Source organism: Microaerobacter geothermalis (assembly GCF_021608135.1).
Taxonomy (GTDB): Bacteria; Bacillota; Bacilli; order DSM-22679; family DSM-22679; genus Microaerobacter; species Microaerobacter geothermalis.
Map to the genome: position 1 here is coordinate 22,999 of NZ_JAKIHL010000022.1, position 16,324 is coordinate 39,322.

The following is a 16,324-nucleotide window of genomic DNA, read 5'->3' on the forward strand; positions in this document are numbered from 1 at the left end:
CCACCTTAAGGCTTAATATCTTAAACAAAGGAAAACCATTTTTTCTTCTTTGAACCAGACCTTAATTCTCCTTCTGCTACAATTCTTTTGCTTAATTTCTCCACCTTTTTTGACCATTTTCCATTGCTGCTTATGAGGGGCTCCCCCCGATTAATGGCCGAAGTCAGCAAAGGTTCCTCAGGTAAAGTTTCAAATACATCGAGATTCAAGATCTCTTTTATATCCTTTAGCTTTAATCCATAGGGAAGATCACTTCGATTTACAATTAATCTGATTTTTTTCTTGTCAAAATGAATGCTGGATAAGACCTCTAATACCCTTTTATTATTCTGCAGTCCTGTCATATGGGGCGTTTGAAGCAATAACAGGGTATCCGTCTGGTCAATGGCTTGCAACACTACCTCTGAGAACTGAGCCGGCGTATCGATCACAATGAAGTCAAATTGTTCCTGTATCAGCCGAATGATCCGTTCCACATGCCTCCCAGTGATCAGTTCTGCCTGTTCCGGCTTCACCGGTGCCGGAAGGACTTTTAATCCGGACGAATGGTCCAAACAAAGGGCAGCCAACTCTTCTCCACTCATTCGTTCCACTTCATTGATGATATGATATAAAGTTTGTCTGGGACTTAGGTTCATTATATTTGAGATATCTCCAAACCATAAATCCAAATCCAGAAGAACTGCCTTTTTATTCCTTTTTACCAACTGTATAGCAGTATGAACGGCCAAACAAGTTTTTCCTGTGCCGCCGCTGCCGCCAAAGACAGTAATTACTTTAGGTGAGGAGACAACCCCTTCTTCCATTAATTGATGGGTATAAACCGTGTTCTTATATTTTTTTATCATTTGAACCACTTGCAAAATGGTATTGATCAAATCATCGGGAGAAAATGGTTTAATAATATATTCCTTTGCCCCGGCGCGCATCGCTTTTTTTAAATAATCCTGTTCTCCTTGGACAGAGACTACGATGACGCCCGCCTTAGGGACTTGAAGAGATATTTTTTCTGTTGCCTCTATCCCATCCATCTCCGGCATATTAATATCCATAAGAACAATATCCGGCTGCAGTTTTTTGGCCATTTCCACCGCTTCTATTCCGTTTGCAGCTTCCCCAACCACTTCAACACCTTCTTCGAAGGATAGAAGGCGTCTGATATTTTCCCTAGTCTCCGCGATATCATCAGCAATTAAAATACGAATGTATTCTTGCATCCCTGTTCACTTCCTTCTAGGAATCATATAAGCCTGATTTACTTTAAAAGTTCCAAACTGGTGACACCGTTTGTGTTAACCCTTTCTTGACTATTCACCGGACGTAGTAATAGGCGAATACTACCCTGTTCTTCTGCCAGAGTGAGTATTTCGGCTTCAACTGGCTTAACTTCAAGGGTAATGGTCTCCAGCTTCACTTCTTCCTGCTTGCGTTCTCCTCCTTCTTCAACGGGAAAAAAGGTGGTCCCGACCGACAATACCTGAACATCCTGAATAAAAATCTTAGATTTAGCTGATGGTTCCCCTTCCTTTGGATTCGATATCACATAGGTACCGACCACATCCACCCGGTCCCCCGGCTGAACCAATCCTGCTAATCCCATCACCGGATTATAAGAAAGGGTTATGGCTCGATAGCCTTCAGAAATTGTGTACGCAAAATGATCCGTTACCTCATTTGGATCAATCAAGCGGCTGGACATGATAGGCTCATCCTGAATGATGGCTGTTCTAGCATATTTACCCACCACATCTTGAATATTTCGCATCATTTTTGGATGAAGAAATGTTCTATTAATTTCTTTCATTGTCACCATTTCTTGAGTAATTAAAGTTTTTGGGGGAATTTCCCTGGCAGCAACCACGATATTCACGTTTTGAAGCTGAGCTTCTTTTTTTTTCTCGCCATCCATATATAAATAAAACAAGATTGTCGTAATCGAAGCTAAAATAAGAGAAATGATAAACAATATTTTTTGATTCATATGTCTTTCCCCCTAGTTGACCAACTTAACACCATAAAGACCATAACCCCCTGCTTGGGTTGAAAAATCACCAGGATAAACCATTTGAATAAAACGGCCGGTAATTACTGCCCTTCCCCGGTCATTTTCCACATCTTCCAAGTAGAAGGCAGCAAAACCGACAATTGTAACTTCATCCCTGCCGGATGCTTCATCTAGTCCGTCAACCACAGGAACATATACCACCCGCGGACAGTCACGGGTTGCCTGTGTGAAATCATCACAGTCACTGTTAGACAATAGATAATCTAACGCTTGTCTTGTAGGTCCTGCCATGTTTCCGGGTTCTGTGGAAACCTTCATACCAATGGAAAGCTCTCCTTCATAGCCGTATTTCAAGTTATCCCGGTAATTGGATGCCCCCGATCCCCCCAACGCCAAAGCACCATAGTTACCGTTACTTCCTTCCCCTCCGCCTTCCTTTAAACGGTACATCTCTCCGTATTGAAAGGATTGCTTTTCTATTCCCAGTGGCGCAAATCCTTCCCCTTTTGAAATGACACCAATTTGGGCAGTGGAAGCGGCACTAACAGGAAATGTAGTCCTGCCAAAAATTTTTGCAAAAAATAGAGGGATCTCTTTCATTGCTGTGGCACTTACCATTTTATTACTGTAATCAACATAGACATCCAATTGGCTAACCCCATTTTTCTGAGCATAATTGATGGTCATTTCTCTGGCCGCATCCTGACCTTTCACAATATCTTGAACACCGGCTAACACAGCGGCATCCAGGGCATTTTGCAGCTTCTGGTCCTCAACAAAAATTTGTCCTGCATCAACCACAAGGGCGGAAAATCCAAAAAGTGCAGTGATCATCAATGCGGTAAAAAGAATGGCATTTCCACGTTCTTCATTTATCAATTGAATGAGTTGATTCATGTTATTCCACCCTCATAACCATTTCGGCTTTTAGAGGGAATGGGTCAGGAATAAGCGTACGAAACAAGGGAGTGAGAAGCGGAACATTATAATTGATCGTCACTTCAACAGGCTCGCCCCTTTGGCGTAAATCAGTATTGGGAGTAATTTGAATGGTTAAATTCTCCTGTTCCAAATCGCTGGTTTCCCTCTCAATCACCTGCTGCATCTGTACATCTGTAGCTGACACGCTGCCATACCTAACAGCATCCCTAGCGGCCTGATTAATCACGAGGTAAGAATAAAAAATTCGTCCAAACTCAGCTATTCCTAATAAGAGAAGGAGAAGAACCGGGAGAACTAAAGCAAACTCCACCAGCGACTGCCCCTTTTCTTCGTGAAGCTTACTCCCAAAAAAATTCATTCCAATCACACCTCCCAGCATGTCATATTCCTCTGAGAAAAAAGGCCCTTGCCCCATATTGAGGAAGAGCCCTTTTCATTTTCTTGTTCTACATATTTTTGGATCATGGGGTTACTCTAGTGTTAATATCGTTAAACAGTGCACCTAGACCACCACTCATTGCCGTTAATGCGACAGCGACAACAACTCCAACCAATGCGATGATCAGTCCGTATTCTACCAATCCTTGACCTTTTTCATCCTTCTTTAACCAACTCAACCAATTCCACAGCATCATCATGATCGGTTCCTCCTTTAATTTTGATATAAGGAACACTCTCACGACTGATTGTGAGGGATAACCTCTGCAATCAGCAACCCGGCCACCATAGCATCTAGCCTTAGGTCCTCGGCTTTGCGTCCCCTCCTTTCGGAAGGTTTGCCTTTGTTTCTGCAGAGAGTGTATTTCCTTGTTGACATCATTGTAAAAGATAGGCCCATGATTTGGTATCCAACTAACTCCCTGATTTTTGGGCAGGACCAAAGTCCCATTTTTTACCCACAAAAAAGACGATATAGGGCTTAATTCCTATATCGCCTTTGACTCCATCCTCAAAAAACCAGATATTATTGTGGGCTCCTTTCGGATAAAAATTGTAGCGTTAACGGTTCACTTCATATACTTCTACAGTTCTCATTTTATCTTGTCCCCTGAACTGATCGACATGTTCCATTCCGGAAATCACTTTTCCAAATACGGTATGCCGCCCGTTAAGATGGGGTTGAGGCTCATAGCAAATATAAAATTGGCTTCCCCCAGTATCCTTTCCGGCATGGGCCATGGCCAATGATCCCTGTTCATGCTTATTGGGATTATTCTCTATCTCACATTTTATAGTGTAGCCTGGACCGCCGGTTCCAGTTCCATATGGGCAACCGCCCTGGGCCACAAATCCGGGGATCACCCGATGGAAGGTTAATCCATTATAAAAACCACTATTAGCCAACTTTTCAAAATTGGCAACGGTATTTGGTGCATCTTTTTCAAACAGCTCCAAAACAATTTCTGCTCCATTTTCCATCGTTACTTTAGCTTGTTTAGCCATCATGACATCTCCTTTTACTGAATTAAGAAATCTCCTACGTTCTTCAGACTTGAATTGAACCTGAACACTTTTTCGACGAACTCGATTAGCTGACATGTGAATGTTTAGTTCCACATACACACGATTATAAGGAAAAATAGAAGTAAAAACAAACCGTATAGGAACAAAATCCCATACGGTTAAAATTTTATGTCACAATTTAGACAAAATGATCAGAATCGATTAGCTCTAAAGAACTATAGTTCTTGCTGGAGCTGTTTTTTTAATTGAACTAGTGTTTTATCAGGTAGAATCGTTTCTGCATGATAATTTTGATGGTTAACCTTTAAAGTTACCTTTGAAGCCTTCAGAAACTTTTCTATTTGCTCATCTGAAAAGGGAAAGTGGAGATAATGAACAGATTGTGTGTAATCCTCATCTTCTTCCCCTTCTCCCGGTTCGTAGGATTGAACAATTTCTCCGTCAAAGTGAAGTTGAACTGCTTCTTCAATCCCCACTATCGTTTTGTTAAAGGCCCTAAGTTCATTCTGATTGGGAATTTCAATAAAAAGGGTCATACTTAACTCTTTCTCCTCCGGCAGAAGGTCATTATATACTTCCAACATTTCCTCAAGATAATCTTCCCGAGTAATCTGCTCTGCCCGAATCATTTCCTGAATCTGAAACCAAACCGTTAGTTTCGATTCAAAGAGTCCGGTCATTTTATCACTAATGGTTACCCGGAGACCTTTTTTCTCTTCTATCACTTCCTGTAAAAATTTAAACTGAACCTTGACATACTGGTCGTAAGGAAGCAAATCTTCTATACTCAGTTTTTTCATCACACAACTCCTAGTTATCCATTGAGTTTTTCTAATATTTTCTTAAAGGTATTGGCATGGGCTTTTTCAGATTTAGCCATTACTTCAAACCATTCCGCCACTTCTTCAAATCCTTCTTCCCTGGCCACTCTTGCAAAACCGGGATACATTTCACTAAATTCATACTCTTCACCGGCTATGGCTGATGCCAGGTTTTCCTTCGTTGTTCCTACAGGCATATCAGTTACAGGATCTCCAGCACCAAATTTTAATAGCATATCAAAGTGACCAAAGGCATGGGAAGTCTCTCCATCACCAATTCGTTTAAAGGAATTGGCTACATCCTCCAGCCCTTCTGATTCCGCGTGTTTTGCAAAGTAAAGATATCTCCGGTTAGCTTGGGATTCTCCCGCAAATGCCGTTTTTAAATTTTTTAATGTTTCGCTGCCTGCTAATGTTTTCATGAATTTTCCTCCTTTAAATATTTTATTTATACTAATTTTTAATTAATAATTATTATAAATTACATATCTTTGGATGTCAATATAAAGAAACTAGGTTTATTTTTTACTTGTGAAAAAATCAGGCTGTTATAGTACCTGATTTTTCGTGGTCAGATTAAGTTTCATCATGCCAAAAAGAAAAGGGAGAGTGTGATAAGTATATCATACATTCACTCATCCCATTCGATTTCATTTTTAAATGTCAAGAAATTGTAAAAGTTTTATATCGTTTTAAATCAGCGTTTTAAATTCCAATCTGCGGTACCATACCTTCCCTTAACCAATTGAAGAGCCAAGGATTCTTCTTCATCAGTTAGGATTCCTTCAACGAGATCAACATTTAAGCCCTTAGAAAATCCGTGCCGGAATGCAGTAATCGCCTCCTCAATCGTGACAGGTTTAGGAGATAATTGATTGATGGTCACTGCTTTTTCCATAAATCCTTTTTTCATTCTTTCTTTTACCCGGTCACTGGGAAATTGAAGCACATCAAATAAAAGATTTACATCCATATCTAATAATATGGAACCATGTTGAAGAATGACACCCTTCTGTCTGGTTTGGGCACTTCCTGCCACTTTTCTTCCTTCAACCACCAACTCATACCAGGATGGGGAATCAAAGCATGCGGCAGAACCTACTGAAGCATACTTTTTCTTCTCCTCCTCGGAAGCTAAAGAGACCATTTCGGCATTTAATCCTAATTTTTTAAATCCTTCAAGAAGACCCAAACTAAGAACCCTGTAAGCTTCTGTTACAGATCGGGGCATCATAGGATGTTCTTCAGAGACAACAACACTGTAAGTTAACTCTTTATCATGAAGAACGGCTCTTCCTCCCGTTGGCCGTCTCACAAAACCCAAACCATATTCCTTCACTTTGGCCAGATTTACTTCTTTTTCTGCTTTTTGAAAGTAACCTATTGATAAAGTAGCAGGTTCCCATGTATAAAAGCGAATCGTCGGAGGAATTTTTCCCTGTTGATGTAAAAGTATCATTGCCTCATCCAATGCCATGTTCATTTCAGGGCTTCGTCTGCCGCTGTTAATGAATCTCCATGTTTCCCTAGCAGAATGGTTCTCCATGAAATTCCACCTTTATTCAAGAATTAAAATTATTGGTTTTTATTTTATTCACAAAAGTATCTTAATACAGGTTTTCTGGCTGCGGTAACCTCGTCCAAACGACTAACCACTGTATTGTGGGGGGCTTCCTGAACGATTTCAGGCGTCTCTTCTGCCTCTTTTGCAATTTGAATCATGACATTTATAAATTGATCTAATGTCTCTTTTGATTCCGTCTCAGTCGGCTCAATCATCAAACATTCCTCAACAATCAGCGGGAAATAGATTGTAGGCGGATGATAACCGAAATCAAGAAGTCTCTTTGCGATATCCAATGTTCTTACGCCTAATTTCTTTTGACGTTTTCCGGAAAGAACAAATTCATGCTTGCAATGCTTATCATGGGGAAGATCATAATAAGGAGCTAGCTTTCTCATCATATAGTTGGCATTTAAAACCGCGTTTTCAGAAACCTGACGCAACCCTTTCGGTCCCATGGTACGGATATAGGCATACGCCCGGACCAGAATCCCAAAGTTTCCGTAATAAGCTTTTACTTTTCCAATGGATTGGGGAATATCGTAATCAAATCGATACCCTTTTTCATCCTTAGTCACCTGTGGCTTTGGTAAGAATGGGATTAATTCTTTTTTCACGCCTACAGGGCCAGCACCTGGTCCTCCTCCTCCATGGGGAGTGGAGAAGGTCTTATGAAGGTTCAAATGAACCACATCAAATCCCATATCTCCAGGACGAGCAATACCTAAAATCGCATTGGCATTGGCTCCGTCATAATACAAAAGCCCTCCAGCTTCATGAACAATCTCTGCAATCTCTACAATTTCCTCTTCAAACAATCCCAAGGTGTTTGGGTTTGTCAGCATCAAAGCAGCCGTATCCGGACCAACCGCCTTCTTCAGTGCTTCAATATCCACCAATCCATTTTCATTAGACTTCACTGTGACGGTTTCAAAACCTGCAACGGTTGCACTGGCTGGATTAGTACCATGGGCTGAATCAGGTACAATAACCTTTGTCCTTTTATCTCCCTTGCTTTCATGATAGGCTCGAATCAGCATGAGTCCGGTCCATTCTCCGTGGGCGCCTGCGGCAGGTTGAAGAGTAACGGCATCCATACCTGTAATTTCTGCCAAATCATGTTGCAGGTGATATAAAAGTTCAAGGGCTCCTTGAATCGTCTCCTCAGATTGATAAGGATGAATATGGGCAAACCCGGGATACCTTGCCACATCTTCATTAATCTTTGGATTATATTTCATGGTGCAAGATCCCAACGGATAAAAACCAGAATCCACTCCATGATTACGATGGGAAAGTTCTGTATAATGTCGCATCAATTCCAACTCTGATACTTCCGGAAGATCAGCCGGGATTTCCCTGATAAATGCAGAAGGAATGATTTCAGTCATGGATACTTCTGGCACATCACATGCAGGGAGATTATACGCAACACGTCCTGGCTTACTCCGTTCGAAAATCAGTTTCATTTCTTTTCTCATTGTACTCCCCCCAATCCATTGACCAATTGATCAATTTGTTCCTTTGTCCTCATCTCTGTAACCGCAATCAACATATGTCCATCCAGTTCCTGATATTCTCTACCCAGATCATATCCCCCAATGATCCCTTTCTGAAGAAGCTGTTTATTCATTTCACCAACGGATGAAGGAACCTTTATGACAAATTCATTAAAGAACGGAGCATCGAAGGCTGTCTCAAATCCGTCCAAACAACTGATTTCCTTTTGAGCATAATGGGCTTTTTGCAGATTTAGCATCGCAATTTCCTGCAACCCCTGCTTGCCTAGAGCCGTCATCCAAACAGCGGCTGCCAGAGCGTTTAAGGCTTGATTGGAGCAGATATTTGAGGTCGCTTTTTCCCTTCGTATATGCTGCTCACGTGCCTGAAGCGTAAGGACAAATCCCCTTCTTCCTTCCTCATCTTTTGTCTGGCCGACAATTCTCCCCGGCATGCGTCTCATCAAAGACTGGGTTGTCGCAAAATATCCGCAATGGGGTCCACCCAGTCCGCTGGGAATCCCAAAGGGTTGTGCATCTCCCACCACAATGTCTGCTCCGAAAGATCCCGGAGGTTGAAGTATCCCCAATGAAAGGGGATTGCTGCTTACAAGAAACAATCCTCCGTGGCGATGGGCAATTTTTTCAATCGCAGCCAAATCTTCTATGTTTCCAAAGAAATTGGGATATTGTACAATAACCACTGCTGATTCTTCATTCACGGTCATTTCGAGTTCTTCTAGATCAGTAAGCCCATTTTTAATGCCTACTTCGACGACTTCCAAACCTTGTCCCTTTGCATACGTTGCCAGTATGGCCCTCGATTCCGGATGAACGGAACGCGAAACTACCAGCTTTCGCCTCTTTGTGACGGCAGCCCCCATTGCTGCCCCTTCTGCCAAGGCCGTTGGGCCGTCATACATGGATGAATTGACGACATCCATCCCAGTAATCTCGGCCATCATCGTTTGATACTCAAAAATCGCTTGCAGCTCTCCTTGGCTAATTTCCGGTTGATAGGGAGTATATGCGGTATAAAATTCTGAACGGGAAATCACATGATTGACTACGCTGGGGATATAATGTTCATACACCCCAGCTCCAAGAAAAGAGACATATTGATCAAAGCTTGCATTTTTTTTGGCCAAAGAACCCATATGTCTGACCAACTCAGGTTCAGACAAGGCTTCAGGAATATTTAGTTCACCTTGAAACCTTACTTTTTTAGGGATATCTGAAAATAATTCATCAATGGATTCAATGCCTAAAAATTTAAGCATTTCTCGACGGTCTTCTGATGTTGTGGGAAGATAGCGAAACTTCACCTTTGTTCCTCCTTTACCCAATGTTCATATTCCTTCACAGTCATCAATTGAGTCATTTCATGGGGATCGTTGGCATCCAGCACAAGAATCCAATCCCAGAACTCAAAATTTTTTAGTTGGTCCTGACTAGCATTCACCCATTTTGGATTTACTTCGACAATTTTTCCGGTTAGCGGCGCATACAAATCATGGACTGATTTTTCTGTTTCTACTGTTCCTATAGGCTCATCTTTCTTTATTTCCATCCCTTTTGAAGGAAGTTCCATGCCAACTATCTCTCCCCAATGATGGAGAGCATGACTGGTGATGCCAATCAGAAATCGAAATGGATGCACCTCTTTAAGCCAAAGATGTTCACGACTTAACTTAACTTCCATCTCACTTCTCCCTTATTTTTTATTCCGTTTGTAAAAAGGTGTTTTCACAACTGCGGCCTTTAATCTCTTTCCGCGGATTTCAACGTCCAATTCCTGCCCCAATTCTGCATATTCCTTTTTTATCAACACCAATCCCACATTCTTTTTAAGTGTGGGGGATTGGGTTCCTGTGGTTACCTCTCCTATTTTTTCATCTCCTGCATATACAGGGTAATGAGAACGGGGAATGCCTCTGTCAATCATTTCGATTCCCACTAATTTTCTTGGGGCACCATTTTCCTTCTGATCCTTTAATACTTCCTTTCCGATAAAATCCTCAACCTTATCCGTTTTGACAGCAAATCCCAGCCCCGCTTCAATAGGGGTAATGTCCGCAGTTAATTCTTGCCCGTACAAGGGAAGCTTGGCTTCAAATCTCAGGGTATCCCTGGCCCCTAATCCACAGGGCAATACGCCTTCATCTTTTCCTGCCTCCAAAATTTTATCCCATAACGAAATGGCATCCTCAGGTGACAAATAGATTTCAAATCCGTCCTCGCCGGTATATCCGGTCCTTGATACCAATGCTTGAATTCCATCTAAATCCATATTTTTGTGAAACCGAAAAAAACCAATGTGAGACAAATCAGTATCTGTTAATTTTTGCAGAACTTGTTCCGCAAGGGGCCCTTGAAGGGCCAACTGTGCCGTTTCAGAAGAAACATTGGTCACAGTCACTTCTCCTTCTAGATGTTTTTTCATCCATTCCACATCTTTTTCAATGTTGGAGGCATTAATTACCAAAAGATACTCATCATCTGCCAATTTATAAACCAGCAAATCGTCCACTGTTCCACCATCGGGATAGCACATCGGACTATACAGGGCTTGATTCACTTCCAGTTTGGAGACATCATTGGTAATCAACATTTGAATGTAGGAAAGGGCATCCTTCCCCTTCACCATTACTTCACCCATATGGGATACATCAAACAGCCCGGCCCGACTTCGAACTGCTTCATGCTCCTCTTGAATCTTGCTGAATTGGACCGGAAGTTCCCATCCTCCAAAATCAATGGTTTTTCCACCATATTTCTCGTAGACGGGAAACAAAGGAGTTCTTTTAAGTTGGCTCATGACCCACACCTCCATCTTATTTTCAATATATTTTTCCCTGGTTTGAGAAAAAAGTTGTTTGTACACATAAAAAAGGACAGAAAACGGTTAAGGTTAACCAGTCCTCTGTCCTTTGTACCTGAGAGTTACCTTTGCAAAGTTAGCAAAGTTTCCCCTTGGGTGGTCCAAATAGACTCTCTCCAGAGTTGCGTCCAATAAAAGTCTTTTTGCCTGAGAGATTCACCTTTTTCGGCTTGCTCCTTCGGCGCCGCAAACTGCGGACTCTCCCCTTATCTTCATCCGCCAATATGTATAGGATATAGAATAATCGCCGGGAAAAATACACATGACTATCTATAACATTCACATAATTCATCCTATCATTTTTTTTTACTTTGGCAAACCGTTTAGACAAAAATTTTATCAAATTCTAACCGTCAGATAGAATACCGATTTCTATAGACGAGGACCAACGATGGAATTAAACTATTATATCCCTTCTCAAGGAGGCTATATCATGTATACGCCGGATATTGTTTTCGACCATGCCTGGATAGAAGAGCTTCATCACCGTTTAAGTGAAGATGGCCCATGGGATGATTGGAGAATGTTTCAACTGGCTTATGAAGCTGAACAGTCTCTGTTGATCCCTGATTTTGGAGAGCTGCAATGTTTAAAATATTTATCCAGCGTCCAACCATTTCCCCATCAAATTAAAGCAGCTAAAAAAGTAATAACCGAAATGAGGGGAAGGGCCATTTTGGCCGATGAGGTCGGTTTGGGAAAAACCATCGAAGCAGGTCTGATCATAAAGGAATATATGATCAGAGGCTTAGCGCAAAAAATCCTGATTCTTGTTCCTGCCTCCTTGGTCACCCAGTGGACCTATGAATTAAACCAAAAATTTGGCATTCCTGCAATGGCCCAAAAAAAAGAATACATGTGGAAACAATATGACATTCTGGTAGCTTCCATCGATACGGCGAAACGGCCCCCCCATCGAAACCATGTGATGGAACAGGAATATGACATATTAATCATCGATGAAGCCCACAAGTTAAAAAACAGGCAAACGAGAAACTGGGAATTTGTCAACCAGTTAAAGAAAAAGTACTGTTTGTTGTTAACCGCTACACCCATTCAAAACGATCTCCATGAACTATATAATCTGATTACCTTATTAAAACCTGGTTACCTGGGGCAGTTTAGAACATTCCAGAATAACTATATGAACGGAAAAAGAAAAGCAAAAAATTCCATGCTGTTAAAGAAAGAAATTGAAAAGGTAATGGTTAGAAACAAAAGACGGGACGGGAACATTCATTTTACTGAACGGCATATTTTAACCATTCCCATTCAACTGACAGATGAGGAAAGAAGAATCTATGATAAAGTGACACAATTGATTAAAGAAAAGTATGTTTCACACAGCCAATTGGAGAGTTCTCTCTCTCTCATTACCTTGCAAAGGGAAGTTTGCAGCAGTTATGATGCCGCTCTTCTTACCTTATCACAATTTCATAAAAAGGCGGAAAATAATCTGTCGTTCCGTTCAGCCATTGAAGAATTGGTCCAAGACTTCCAAAGGGTGAAAGATAACAGTAAAGCCCAGAAGGTCATTCAACTGATAAAAGAAATCAAGGACAAGGTGATTATCTTTACGGAATACAGGGCGACCCAGGAGTATCTTCAGGATCTCCTGGCTCAAGAGGGAATTACGTCTGTTCTGTTTCGCGGCGGATTTAGAAGGGGGAAAAAAGACTGGATGAGAGAGCTGTTTGAAAAAAAATCTCAGGTTCTAATCGCCACTGAAGCAGGTGGAGAAGGAATTAATCTTCAGTTTTGCAACCAGATTATTAACTATGACCTGCCCTGGAATCCGATGAAAGTGGAACAAAGAATAGGAAGAATCCATCGTTTGGGACAGACCAGAGATGTATACATTTATAACTTGTCAACCTCTGATACCATTGAGGAGTATATTCTCACCCTTTTGTATGAAAAGATCCATCTTTTTGAAATGGTGATCGGACAACTAGATGCTATATTGGAACAGATCCATTTGCATAAAAACATTGAAAAAAATATTGCCGATATCTTAATTGAATCAGACAACAAAAGGGAGATGGAAATTAAGTTTACGAATCTAAGCGAAGTCATCCGATCCGTTCAAAAGGAAAATTCCATCGAATTAGATTCTTACGGAGGAGTATTCTCATTATGAATCCCCAACAAACCCATCACTTTGTCAAGCGATATTTCGAAGCGATGGAATCAACATTTATTCACACGGATAAAACTTCTTTTACGGTATCTCTTTCCGCTGAAGCAGATAGAGACTTAATGAACAGGCCCTTTTATTGGGCATTTGTGGAAAGAACCGGCATCCAACCTGAACCTTTGACATTAACTCTTCAGTTCGAACACACGGATACCCAAACAAAAGAAGAGCAATTAAAGGGAGAGTTCATTCAATTCGGAAGCAGCAGATTGCATCAAATTTTTCAATCCGCGATCAAACGGGGAAAGTATGTTAGATTGTATGAAAATGTTCCAGAACCCTTTCAACCCGCTCCTCTTTATCCCTGGCTCTGTCTCAATTACAAAATTGAATTCATATGCGATCAGAAAAAAGAGATGCTGTATTCCCTGGGAATCAATCTGGTTTCAGGAGAAGTGCTGGCTAACTTTTATACATTGCTGCTTCACTATTCCCTAACCCCTAAAATACCGGACAAAAGATATACAATTACACCCATTTATTCTATATCTTCTGCCGCCAATGTATGTGAATCCCTGGTCCTAAAACGGGTAGAACAAGAAGATATGAAGTGGGCAATGGATGCTGCCCAGCGATTGAATGATGAACTGGAGTTGACCCGTATTTATTTTGATATGGAAATGGAAGAGCTGCAAGCCGCTAGCCAGCAGGAACATGAAAAGATAAAGAAGTTGGAAGAAGAAAAAAAGAGAAAAGAAGAAGAATTGACTTGGCAATTTAAGCCTAGAATTATAATAAAGCCAATCAATGTTGGAATTTTTTATTTATCTAATCATCCCCTGACAATCAATGCCAATATTCGCTAAAAAGAGAGGGAAATAGAAAAAAAACGGCAGCATCGAAAAACAAACATTTCTTTTTTGATTGGCTATGATCATGTTATAGCGGACTGTTTAAGGAAGGTGGTCATTTTGAAACTCCAGCCATATCTGTGTATCTTTTTGATCCTATTTATGTTTTTCTTTCCTCCGTCGGTGATATGGGCTCAAAAAACCTGGGGAGAAAACTGGAATGAGCAAATCACCCAATGGATCGATCAGCTGTCAAAAGATCCATTATTTGCCTCATGGAAAGGGGCAACCCTTGAAAAAGAAGCTTTGGGGCCAAATTCTAAAGAATGGTTGGTCCAGGTTAAAAAAAATAAGGAGATCATAGGCTATTTTATCGTACAGGAAACCGAAGTGAACGGAAAAATCACATTTTCCATATTGGAATATGGATCTGGACCTTATTCATTATTTGATGATGCGTTTCTTCCCATTCCATCGAATCGGGAATTAGTACGAAGCCGGAATGTAAAAATCTATTCCGGTTTGGAATCCTATTTTGTCTGGAAAGACTCTCCTGACCCATTTAGGATAGATGGAAAAACGGGAGAAATCTATCCCTCCGATCTCCCTTACCCGGAAAAGATTGATTACAACGGGGTTTTTACCAATGAAACATTAACAGGTCAAAAATTATTGCTTGATTGGGGAGAAACACCCTGGGATTATTTGTTTTGGCTTTCTTCTCCATCCAATCCATCTTTTAAAAAAAACTGGATTTCAGAAGGAAATCGGATCGCTTACGTTGCTTCCCTGTTTGATGGCAAAATCATTGCCCCGTTTATTGTAAAATCGTTCCATCAATGGAGCAATGTATCTTTCTTGGGGATTGAGGATGAAGGGCTTCGGTACATCCCCCTGTCCTATGCAGAAAAAAAAGGAAATTTTTATACCCTTCCCTGAAGGTGAGCATTTGCAGAAACAGGGGCTTACCCATTTAGTTTTAGGTAGCCCCTGATCATCTATTGTTTGACTCGTTCATGAACGATGCTGTACACTTCTTCTGCAGTTAATCCCTGGGCATTTACAACAGGTATACCCGTTGTGCTGTTTTCTATACCCATCATATCTTTATCCTGGCCCGATATCACAATACAATCCACATTTTGTGCATAACTGCCTAATCTTACGACATCATATCCGTTATTTTTCAGCATGTCTTCAACGTTGGTAAGGGTGTCCTCAACAGCTATTCTTATCATAATAGACCTCCTTAGCGTTTCATCCACATTTTTAAAGAGAATGGAATAAGGCCAAACCATCGGGAAGACCAATTTTCACGAATTTTGACTTCTTCCCGTTTATTTTCTTTCCTTGGTTTTTCCAGAAAACGAACCATTTCAACAGTAAGATATTTGACCAAATCATTGGACGACACGTTCATCCTCCTCCTCGGTATTATCTTAACCCATTTTCTTCTCCTTCATTCTATCCATTCTACAGATTCAGACCCTGTATAACGAAACTAATGATTTACACGTCCGCTGGTCGAGTTCGACCCAGATGTGATTCATGTCCGCTTTGAGGCTAAAGAACGGAACCATCAAAAACATCTGGGGATTTCAAAGATGGAGTCAGTTTGACGGCTAATTCCCGCTCTTTTACCCCAACGCTAAAGCACGAACTCGAAGGCTATCCTTAGTAAATTCTTTGATATGAAAATACCTTTTCATATCAATTTGTGACCCGTAGGGTCATGTAAGTTTAGTTCCGCCCATATGGATGAAACGAAAAAATTTACACCTACCTGTTCTCATGCCAATGGATAATTTTGTTCTCCGGCATATAAACCTCCACATAAACGGTTTGTCGGTATTGAGGCGGCCATTCCATAAATACATTAGCTTTAAGAACATCTGAATCCGTATCGATGATGGTAACCTCTCCTTCCCCTCCTTCCCATTGAAAAGAAAATGAGGAGATCGAATCAGAATTTTCCTTTATTTTTTCACGAAGGATTGAAACTCCAGCTTCCGCCCCATATTTTGCTTGTAAGCGGCCCCACTGGACATCTACCATTTCCCTTTGGGATAAAAATTTCTCCAGCAAAAAAAGAAAAAAGGTGATGGAAAGGAACGTAAATAGGATCACTACGATGAATACAGACCCTCTTTCATTTCCCAT

At 41.0% G+C, this 16,324-nt stretch carries 19 protein-coding genes and 3 riboswitches; of the genes, 3 read left to right on the forward strand and 16 right to left on the reverse strand.

Annotated features, from left to right (window positions below; translation table 11 throughout):
• Positions 1 to 20: 20 nt before the first annotated feature.
• From L1765_RS09475 to gcvT, 13 genes are all read right to left on the reverse strand, one after another.
• The gene (locus L1765_RS09475) at positions 21 to 1,217 is read right to left on the reverse strand and encodes an AAA family ATPase (protein ID WP_236406616.1); all 1,197 of its coding nucleotides are present in this window, start codon (positions 1,215 to 1,217) and stop codon (positions 21 to 23) included.
• Positions 1,218 to 1,255: 38 nt separating this feature from the next.
• On the reverse strand, positions 1,256 to 1,981 hold the full coding sequence (cpaB, locus tag L1765_RS09480) for a Flp pilus assembly protein CpaB (protein ID WP_236406618.1): 726 nt from the start codon (positions 1,979 to 1,981) through the stop codon (positions 1,256 to 1,258).
• Between the two features lie 12 nt (positions 1,982 to 1,993).
• Positions 1,994 to 2,902, reverse strand: coding sequence for a Tad domain-containing protein (locus tag L1765_RS09485; RefSeq protein WP_236406621.1), 909 nt, complete (start codon positions 2,900 to 2,902; stop codon positions 1,994 to 1,996).
• 1 nt (position 2,903) lies between these two features.
• A complete protein-coding gene (locus L1765_RS09490; RefSeq protein WP_236406624.1) occupies positions 2,904 to 3,305 on the reverse strand; it encodes a TadE/TadG family type IV pilus assembly protein in 402 nt (133 codons plus the stop codon).
• Positions 3,306 to 3,408: 103 nt separating this feature from the next.
• Positions 3,409 to 3,585, reverse strand: coding sequence for a Flp family type IVb pilin (locus L1765_RS09495; RefSeq protein WP_236406626.1), 177 nt, complete (start codon positions 3,583 to 3,585; stop codon positions 3,409 to 3,411).
• Between the two features lie 69 nt (positions 3,586 to 3,654).
• A riboswitch (cyclic di-GMP riboswitch) is annotated at positions 3,655 to 3,738 on the reverse strand.
• Between the two features lie 208 nt (positions 3,739 to 3,946).
• Positions 3,947 to 4,390, reverse strand: coding sequence for a peptidylprolyl isomerase (locus tag L1765_RS09500; RefSeq protein WP_236406629.1), 444 nt, complete (start codon positions 4,388 to 4,390; stop codon positions 3,947 to 3,949).
• A gap of 236 nt (positions 4,391 to 4,626) precedes the next feature.
• Positions 4,627 to 5,211, reverse strand: coding sequence for a DUF3501 family protein (locus tag L1765_RS09505; RefSeq protein WP_236406632.1), 585 nt, complete (start codon positions 5,209 to 5,211; stop codon positions 4,627 to 4,629).
• Between the two features lie 14 nt (positions 5,212 to 5,225).
• Positions 5,226 to 5,654: a rubrerythrin family protein gene (locus L1765_RS09510; RefSeq protein WP_236406634.1), complete on the reverse strand. Its 429-nt coding sequence runs from the start codon at positions 5,652 to 5,654 to the stop codon at positions 5,226 to 5,228.
• A 275-nt stretch (positions 5,655 to 5,929) separates the two neighbouring features.
• On the reverse strand, positions 5,930 to 6,778 hold the full coding sequence (locus tag L1765_RS09515; RefSeq protein WP_236406636.1) for a lipoate--protein ligase family protein: 849 nt from the start codon (positions 6,776 to 6,778) through the stop codon (positions 5,930 to 5,932).
• Positions 6,779 to 6,822: 44 nt separating this feature from the next.
• A complete protein-coding gene (gcvPB, locus tag L1765_RS09520) occupies positions 6,823 to 8,277 on the reverse strand; it encodes an aminomethyl-transferring glycine dehydrogenase subunit GcvPB (protein ID WP_236406637.1) in 1,455 nt (484 codons plus the stop codon).
• Positions 8,274 to 9,620: an aminomethyl-transferring glycine dehydrogenase subunit GcvPA gene (gene gcvPA, locus L1765_RS09525; RefSeq protein WP_236406639.1), complete on the reverse strand. Its 1,347-nt coding sequence runs from the start codon at positions 9,618 to 9,620 to the stop codon at positions 8,274 to 8,276. The genes gcvPB and gcvPA overlap by 4 nt, the downstream gene beginning before the upstream one ends.
• Positions 9,617 to 9,997: a glycine cleavage system protein H gene (locus tag L1765_RS09530; RefSeq protein ID WP_236406641.1), complete on the reverse strand. Its 381-nt coding sequence runs from the start codon at positions 9,995 to 9,997 to the stop codon at positions 9,617 to 9,619. Before L1765_RS09530 ends, gcvPA begins: the two co-directional genes overlap by 4 nt.
• 12 nt (positions 9,998 to 10,009) lie before the next feature.
• Positions 10,010 to 11,113 carry a glycine cleavage system aminomethyltransferase GcvT gene (gene gcvT, locus L1765_RS09535; protein WP_236406642.1) on the reverse strand — a complete coding sequence of 368 codons (1,104 nt, stop codon included), beginning with the start codon at positions 11,111 to 11,113 and terminating at the stop codon, positions 10,010 to 10,012.
• A gap of 103 nt (positions 11,114 to 11,216) precedes the next feature.
• Positions 11,217 to 11,298: riboswitch (glycine riboswitch) on the reverse strand.
• A gap of 3 nt (positions 11,299 to 11,301) precedes the next feature.
• Positions 11,302 to 11,392, reverse strand: a riboswitch (glycine riboswitch).
• 217 nt (positions 11,393 to 11,609) lie between these two features.
• Here gcvT and L1765_RS09540 point away from each other — a divergent pair.
• The 3 genes from L1765_RS09540 (at position 11,610) to L1765_RS09550 (ending at position 15,103) form a co-directional block, all read left to right on the forward strand.
• Complete coding sequence (locus tag L1765_RS09540) at positions 11,610 to 13,316, forward strand: DEAD/DEAH box helicase (RefSeq protein ID WP_236406644.1); 1,707 nt, start codon at positions 11,610 to 11,612, stop codon at positions 13,314 to 13,316.
• Entirely contained in the window at positions 13,313 to 14,179 is an 867-nt protein-coding gene (locus L1765_RS09545) for a YqhG family protein (protein ID WP_236406646.1), read from the forward strand. The genes L1765_RS09540 and L1765_RS09545 overlap by 4 nt, the downstream gene beginning before the upstream one ends.
• Before the next feature lie 105 nt (positions 14,180 to 14,284).
• Positions 14,285 to 15,103, forward strand: coding sequence for a hypothetical protein (locus L1765_RS09550; protein ID WP_236406648.1), 819 nt, complete (start codon positions 14,285 to 14,287; stop codon positions 15,101 to 15,103).
• A gap of 59 nt (positions 15,104 to 15,162) precedes the next feature.
• Here L1765_RS09550 and L1765_RS09555 read toward each other — a convergent pair whose 3' ends face one another.
• The 3 genes from L1765_RS09555 to L1765_RS09565 all read right to left on the reverse strand — a co-directional run bounded on the left by L1765_RS09555 (position 15,163) and on the right by L1765_RS09565 (position 16,324).
• Positions 15,163 to 15,402 (reverse strand): YkuS family protein, encoded by a 240-nt coding sequence (locus tag L1765_RS09555; protein WP_236406651.1) that lies wholly within the window; start codon positions 15,400 to 15,402, stop codon positions 15,163 to 15,165.
• Between the two features lie 11 nt (positions 15,403 to 15,413).
• Positions 15,414 to 15,578 (reverse strand): YqzE family protein, encoded by a 165-nt coding sequence (locus L1765_RS09560; protein ID WP_236406653.1) that lies wholly within the window; start codon positions 15,576 to 15,578, stop codon positions 15,414 to 15,416.
• A 365-nt stretch (positions 15,579 to 15,943) separates the two neighbouring features.
• On the reverse strand, positions 15,944 to 16,324 hold the full coding sequence (locus tag L1765_RS09565; RefSeq protein ID WP_236406656.1) for a hypothetical protein: 381 nt from the start codon (positions 16,322 to 16,324) through the stop codon (positions 15,944 to 15,946).